Here is a 3,758-nt window from a genome sequence, read left to right as displayed (position 1 = left end):
CCGGCCCCAGCCGCACCCGGCCGTCCTCGGCCACGGAGACGAACCCCGCGCCGCGTACCGAGAACACGACCATGCCGGAGCGGGTGCCCTCCTCGACCTCCGGAAGGGCGAGTGCGGCCTTGCGCAGTTGGGTCAGAGTGGTCATGGGGCCGATGCTAGACATCAGCGAAGACGTTCCGACGGCCCCGCCGGGCGTGTCAGTCCCGCAGGCGCAGGTCGCCGTCCCAGCTGTCGGCGTGGACGGTGCCGTCCGGGAACTCGATCGCCAGTCCGGTGAGCCCGTGGTCCGGGTCCCAGTCCTGGTGGACCGCGGTCACGGCCTGCCCGACGTGGCGGGCGAACGGCGTGCCCTCGGCGGTCGGAAGCACCTCGACCCGTCCCAGGCCGTCCATGTCGTAGTCCCCGTACGGGTGCTCCTCCACCACGACGAGGCGCCAGTCCGCGGCCGTCGTCAGGTGCGTGGGGACGCCCTGTTCGCCCACCAGCCACACGTCGATCGGGCCCTGTGGTCTCTGGTCGTCGGCCACCCACCACGCGGCGAACAGTCCGTCCAGGCGGCGGCCGACCAGGGCCGAGGGGTCGAAAGGCGTCATTCGGCCGGGAGGTAGTCCTGGCGCACGGCGTTGACGCCCGCCTGGAACCGGCTCTTCGCGGACAGGCGCACCATGATCTCCGACGCGAACCTCCGCGCCGTGCGCGGGGAGACGCCCAGCCTCCGGGCGATCACCTCGTCGGTGTGCCCCTGCGCGAGCAGTCTCAGGGCCTCGCTCTGCTGCGGGGTCATCTCGTCGCCGACGTCCTTGCTCGGCGTGGGGGCGAGCTCCCGGGCATCCCGCCACACCGCCTCGAACAGCGTGCACAGGGCGGCCAGCACACCCGGCGCCCTGATCACCGCCGCGCCCTTGGCCGTGTCCTGGTCGTCGATCGCGACGATCGCGACGGACCGGTCGCAGATGATCATGCGGGTCGGCAGGGACGGCGCCGTGCGGACCCGGCCCCCCAGGTCCACGAGGTCCCTGGCGTGGGCGACGCTGTCCGGGTCGTTGGTGAGGCTGTCCAGGTACACGGTCCGCATCCGTACGCCGCGCTCCAGCAGTCTGCGGTTGAGCGGTTGGGAGGCCTTCATGTTCTCGGGGGTCTGGGACCCGCCGGGGGCGAAGGTCAGGAACTCCTCGCTTACCTGTTCGTTGAGCAGGTGCAGGTTGTCCCGGATCTGGTCCAGTCCCCGGAGGACGGACAGCTCCGCGTCCTCGGGCGCGGCGCGGAAGTTCTCACTGAAGTCACCGATCAGCTGGGCGGCCGCCGCCCGGCTCTCCTCCAACCGCTGCTGTCTGCGCGCCAGGTCGGCCTGCTGGTGGGCGAGGAGGATCTGCGTTCCCAACTGCGGGTTGATCGCGTGCAGCCGTCCGCCGGAGCCGGTGGAGGAGCGCACCATCGCCAGTTCGCTGAGGACGTCCAGGGCCTCCCGAACCTGTTTCTCGGAAAGGTCCAGGCCGCTGGCCAGTTCCGACACTCCCTCCTCGGGGTGGAACAGCATGCGCCGGTAGACCGATTCGACCACGGGATCGACACCAAGACCATCCAACGCCGTTCTCACCCTCGTGTGGGACGTCGTACGCTTTCTTCGTCTTTCGGGACTATGTACTTATACCACGGGGCTTCGATCCTGGTCGGGTCGCCAGTGCCGCCATTCACGAAACTCCTGTCCGGGTCACCCGGGGTGCGACTTGAAAGGGTTATTACCTGCGATTCCTACAGTGGGTGACGGGCATCGCCCCCGTTCCGGAGAAATGAATGCGCGGCGAATCCGCCGTCATTACTCGACGCCCGCAGCGGAACGGCGCAGGTGGCGCGTCCACGTCACCGCGATCCCCCCGGCGACGGCCAGCGGCACCAGGACGAGGAACGCGGACAGGATCCACTCACGGGAGCCGTCGGGGCCGTAGACCCGGTTGTCCGCGCCCACGTCCACGGCCCCGATCCGAGCCCCCTCCACACAGGTCTCCCGACCGGCGGCGTGCAGGTACCCCCCGCGCGTCTCCCCGCCGTCGCCGGGCGTGAAGTGGCCGTTGCAGGTGCACGACTCGTGCCCCGGGTGCTGGATGCAGGAGAGGCTGACCGCGGTGAACGTCCCGGGGGCGCCCTCGCCGTGCGCCGCCCGCAGGTTCTGGTCGAACCCGGCGAAGCCGATGTAGGCCACGGCCGAGGCCAGGAGCAGGAGGACGAGGGAGAAGGGGAGGGAGGGCGCCCTGCGGGGCCTGTGCCGCGGGGGCGCCTCGGCGGTGGTCTCGGTGAGGTTCTCGCTCATGGCGCTCACACCTTCTCGGGCTCTGCGGAGGGCCCGGTCTGGGCGGCGGAGCCGTCGGCGGTGTTCTCACCGGCGCGGGCGAACCCGAACACGGCCACCGCGGCGACGACGCACAGGGCGGCAGCCAGCATCCACACCGGGCCGTAGCCGCCGGTGACGTCCCGGGTGAAGCCGCCGAAGACCGCCATGGCTCCGGCTCCGACCTGGTGGACGGCGTTGACCCAGCCGAAGACGATGGCGCCGTCCGCGCCGAAGGCCCGGCGGCACAGCAGGATGGTGGGGGGCACGGTCGCGACGTCGAGCAGGCCGAACATGACGACCCAGGACACGATCACCGCCCCGGCGTCGGGCCCGAGCAGCGCGGGCAGCGCGGCCAGCAGCAGCGCCCGGCCGCCGTAGTAGCCGACCAGGAGCAGGCGCGGGTCGAACCGGTCGGTGAGCCATCCGGACAGAACCGTTCCCACCAGGGCGAACACACCGATCATCGACACCAGGGAGGCGGCGACCGTGACGGACATCCCCTGGTCCTGGGCGGCGGGCACGAAGTGGGTCCACATGATCCCGTTGGTGGTCGCGCCGCACACCGCGAACGCCCCCGCCAGGACCCAGAAGCGGCGGCTGCGCACGGAGGAGTACAGGACCCGGACCGTCCGCCGCGCCGCGCCCTGGTCCGCCCTCGGCCGCTCCACGAACTCCGTCGCCCCGTAGGGCCGCTGTCCCAGGTCGGCGGGGTGGTCGCGCAGGACCAGCGCGATGAGGACCATCATCGTGCCCGCCGTCAGGGCGAGGGTCACGATGGCCGGGCGCCACCCCTGGTTGTCGACGATCCAGGCCAGGGCGGGCAGGAAGACCAGCTGGCCGAAGGCGCTGGACCCGGTCAGCGCGCCGATGACCAGTCCCCGGCGCTCCACGAACCAGTTGCCCGCGACGGTCGCGGCGAAGGTCATCGACAGCGATCCGGTGCCCGCGCCGATGAGCAGCCCCCAGTACAGGGTCAGCTGCCACACGTCGGTCATCACGGTGGTCAGCCCGGCGCCGACGACGATGACGAGCATGGCCACCAGGGCGATCCGGCGGATGCCGAACCGGTCCATCAGCGCGGCCGCGAACGGGGCGATGAGGCCGTAGACGATCATGTTGACCGACGCGGCGATACCGATCGAGCCGCGCGACCACTGGTACTCGGTGTGCAGGGGATCGATGAGGATGCCGGGCATCGCGGCGAAGGCCGCCGCGGCCACGATGGTCAGGCAGGCGATGACGGCGATCGCCCACGCGCGGTGGAACAGGACGGGTGTCGGCCTCTGCTGGGAGGCGGTGTCGTTCGGCATGACCCCAGAGTCCTTCGGAACCCCCTGTCGCTGACAGTGTCCTGAAAGCCAATATGTGAAAGAATCAGGCCATGTCGTCTTTCAGCGAACCCGGACGCCACCGCGTGGCCGTCCTCGCC

Annotated in this window: 4 protein-coding genes; all 4 read right to left on the bottom strand. The window is 70.8% G+C overall.

Features of this window, described 5'->3' with window-relative positions; genetic code table 11:
* Positions 1-197: 197 nt before the first annotated feature.
* Positions 198-593, bottom strand: coding sequence for a hypothetical protein (locus D471_RS40385; RefSeq protein WP_017600783.1), 396 nt, complete (start codon positions 591-593; stop codon positions 198-200).
* A complete protein-coding gene (locus tag D471_RS0122920) occupies positions 590-1,561 on the bottom strand; it encodes a helix-turn-helix domain-containing protein (protein WP_017600782.1) in 972 nt (323 codons plus the stop codon). The genes D471_RS40385 and D471_RS0122920 overlap by 4 nt, the downstream gene beginning before the upstream one ends.
* Positions 1,562-1,816: 255 nt before the next feature.
* On the bottom strand, positions 1,817-2,308 hold the full coding sequence (locus D471_RS0122915; protein WP_017600781.1) for a hypothetical protein: 492 nt from the start codon (positions 2,306-2,308) through the stop codon (positions 1,817-1,819).
* Between the two features lie 5 nt (positions 2,309-2,313).
* Positions 2,314-3,639, bottom strand: coding sequence for an MFS transporter (locus D471_RS35685; protein WP_017600780.1), 1,326 nt, complete (start codon positions 3,637-3,639; stop codon positions 2,314-2,316).
* Positions 3,640-3,758 lie beyond the last annotated feature (119 nt).

Source organism: Nocardiopsis lucentensis DSM 44048 (genome assembly GCF_000341125.1).
GTDB classification, from domain to species: Bacteria; Actinomycetota; Actinomycetes; order Streptosporangiales; family Streptosporangiaceae; genus Nocardiopsis; species Nocardiopsis lucentensis.
This window is presented reverse-complemented; position numbering and strand designations above follow the sequence as displayed.

Bases quoted from the DNA above. Each gene is read 5' to 3' on its own strand.
- D471_RS40385 (WP_017600783.1), bottom strand. From the start codon at position 593: ATGACGCCTTTCGACCCCTCGGCCCTGGTCGGCCGCCGCCTGGACGGA.
- D471_RS0122915 (WP_017600781.1), bottom strand. From the start codon at position 2,308: ATGAGCGAGAACCTCACCGAGACCACCGCCGAGGCGCCCCCGCGGCAC.
- D471_RS35685 (WP_017600780.1), bottom strand. From the start codon at position 3,639: ATGCCGAACGACACCGCCTCCCAGCAGAGGCCGACACCCGTCCTGTTC.